The sequence below is a fragment of the Archangium sp. genome (assembly GCF_036389735.1).
Taxonomy (GTDB): domain Bacteria; phylum Myxococcota; class Myxococcia; order Myxococcales; family Myxococcaceae; genus Archangium.
Genome location: NZ_DASVWK010000914.1, coordinates 1 through 2,575 on the forward strand (window position 1 = coordinate 1; position 2,575 = coordinate 2,575).

Below are 2,575 nucleotides of genomic sequence, written 5' to 3' on the forward strand. Positions count from 1 at the left end.
CACCCGGGCCCCGAAAGGCCCGGGGGAATCTGGGCACGGCGCCGGCCGGTCACCACGTCATGACGGCCTTCGCGGCGGGGGCGGCGGGCTCGGCGGCGACGGGTTGCTCGAGGTCGCGGAAGCCCTCCTTCTTCGCGCGGACGCGGTACTGGCCCTTGTCCACGTTCTTGAAGCGGTAGTTGCCCTGCTCCGTGGTCACGGTCGACTGCACGACACGCCCCTGGGCATCCACGAGCTCGATGACCGTGTTCGCGGACTGAGCCTGGCCTCCCTGGAGGGAGAGCTGGCCCTCGACCTCCGCGTACCGCTGGCGCCGCACCGACTCGCTGTCGTGGAAGAAGAGTGTGCTCTCCGTCTGAAGCACCTTGCCGGCCGCGTCCCGGTACGCGAGCCGCGCCTGGTAGCGCCCGCGCGGCTTCGCCTTGCCGTCACCGCCCTTCCCGTCCCAGGCGATCTCCAACGCGCCCATCTCTCCCTTCCTCGACGTGGAGAACACCTTCGACTTCGGCTTCGCCTCGCTGCCCTCGCCGACGTCCCAGATCTCCAGCTCGATGGTGCCGCCCGCGTTCGGATCCGCGATGTTGCGCAGCGTGACGAGCGTCCGCTGCGAGGCCTCGTCGAAGTTCGCCCCCACCTGCGTCATGAAGACGTTCCCGGCGAACACCTCGAAGCGCCGCCGGCTCGTCTGGCCCTTCGCGTTGGTCGCCACCACATCCAGGGCGTGCTTGCCGTCCTTGAGCCCCGCCGTCTTCCACGCGTACGAGAGCTTCCCGCCACAGGCCCTGTGCACCGACACGTCATCCACGAGCAGCTCCAGCTTCGCGATGCCGCCGGACTGGTTGTCCGTGGCCTCCACCTGGATGGTCATCGGGTCGGTGACGTGCTGACCGTCCACGAGCCCGTTCACGGCGATGCTCGCGACGTCCACCGTGACGAGCCCGAGCACGGCCCACATCGTCTCGGCCTTGTCCACGCCGCCCTGCCCGCTCGCGTACGTGCGCCACGCACCGGACTCGTCCTGGCGCTGCACGAGGTAGCGAATGGCGCGAGCAATCGGCGCGTCCGAGTCCGAGTAGCCCGCGAGCTTCAGGGCGTAGACCGTCTGGCCCGTGGCGAACGCATCGCTCTTGCCCTTCTCCAGCCCCCAACCGCCGTCCTGGTTCTGCCGCTCCAGCAGCATCCGCTGGAGCCGGAGCGAGCCGGGCTCGGCGCGGCCCACGCCCGAGGCACTCATTCCCAGCAGCGCGAAGTTGATGTCCTGGAGGTAGACGTCCGCGCCCGAGCGCTTCCACTGGGCACTCGTCGAGGTGAGGAACGACTCGGCCTTGCCCAGGGGCGAGAGCCACTTCGCATCCGCGGTGCGCGCGTAGGCCTGCCGCCACGTCTGGGCGGCCTGGTAGGTCGTCTGCATGGTGCCGCCGGTCACCGGGCGGCGCGCGTCGTCATCCGGGATGCCGCCGTTGGACGCCTGAAGCGAGACGAGCTGCTTGGCGTACTTCAGCAGGTCATCCGTGAACTTCGCGTCCACCCAGCGGTCGTACCGGGCCCAGGCCGAGCCCTCGAAGGCGGCGCCCGTCACCTGGCCTCCCGCCGTGACGCCGAGCTTGAGCGCCTTGACCATCGCGTCGATGTCCTTGGGGGCGACGTCGTACTGGTGGTGCCTGCCGGCCGTGAGGGCCTCGAGCGTGACGGCCTGGACATGGCAGCCGAAGCATCGGTGCCGCGCGGTCCACTGGGCGCTGGCACGGGAGAGGTAGGTGAGCCCCTTGTGGGCGGACTGGCGGACCTTCGGGTCTCCCCGGGACGAAGCCCCCTGTGAGGGTTGGACGTCGCACTTCTCGGTCGCGAGCGCGGGAGCGGACAGCATCAGACAAAGCGCGGCCAGGGCCAGTCGGGCCATGGGAACCTCCGGACGGATGGGATGCCGGAGTGAACGGACGACGCGCGAAATCGGTCTACAGCGCGAAGTTGACGAGGATTTCCACGTCCGAGCTCAACCCCACGTCCGCGAAGTCCCATTGGAGGATGCGCTGGCGCAGGCACTCCGACAGCTCACGGGGGAGCGGCTGCGGAGTGGACAGGGAGACGGCGCGCGTGGCGCCGCTCCGGACGACCCGGATCTTCGCCCCCAGCGTCGTCGGCACCCCGGGAGGCAGGGGGCAGTTGCGCAGGTCCGGGGCACGCGCCTCCACGGCCTTGCGCAAGAGGGCGCGCTGGGAGGCCGGGGCGGCGGGGGGTGGTGCGGCGACGGGGGCGGGAGCCGGCTTCTTCGGCGCGGGCTTCTTCACCACCGGCTTCGCGACCACGGGCGCGGGAGGCGGCTCGGGCGGAGGCACCGGCGCGGGCGCCGGCGTCTCGGAGGGCCACAACCAGAACACCAGGAGCAACAGCAGGGCCGCGGACAGCCACCGCCTGCGGCGCGAGGGCCGGGACGCGACGGGCCCACGCCCCCGGCCACCGCGCCGCGCCACCAACCGGGGCCTGGGGGCTCCGGCCGGTCGCCGAACGGCATGGCCCCGGGGGTTGGACCTGGGCTGTCGAACCGCGGCCCGTCCCCTCATCGCTGGTTTTAAGG

Annotated in this window: 1 protein-coding gene and 1 pseudogene; both read right to left on the reverse strand. The window is 71.2% G+C overall.

The features are described 5' to 3' along the window. Positions 1-49 precede the first annotated feature (49 nt). Positions 50-1,900: an Ig-like domain-containing protein gene (locus VF794_RS32480; protein ID WP_331116996.1), complete on the reverse strand. Its 1,851-nt coding sequence runs from the start codon at positions 1,898-1,900 to the stop codon at positions 50-52. A 55-nt stretch (positions 1,901-1,955) separates the two neighbouring features. Further along, positions 1,956-2,575: pseudogene (locus VF794_RS32485) on the reverse strand (hypothetical protein); the annotation flags it as partial.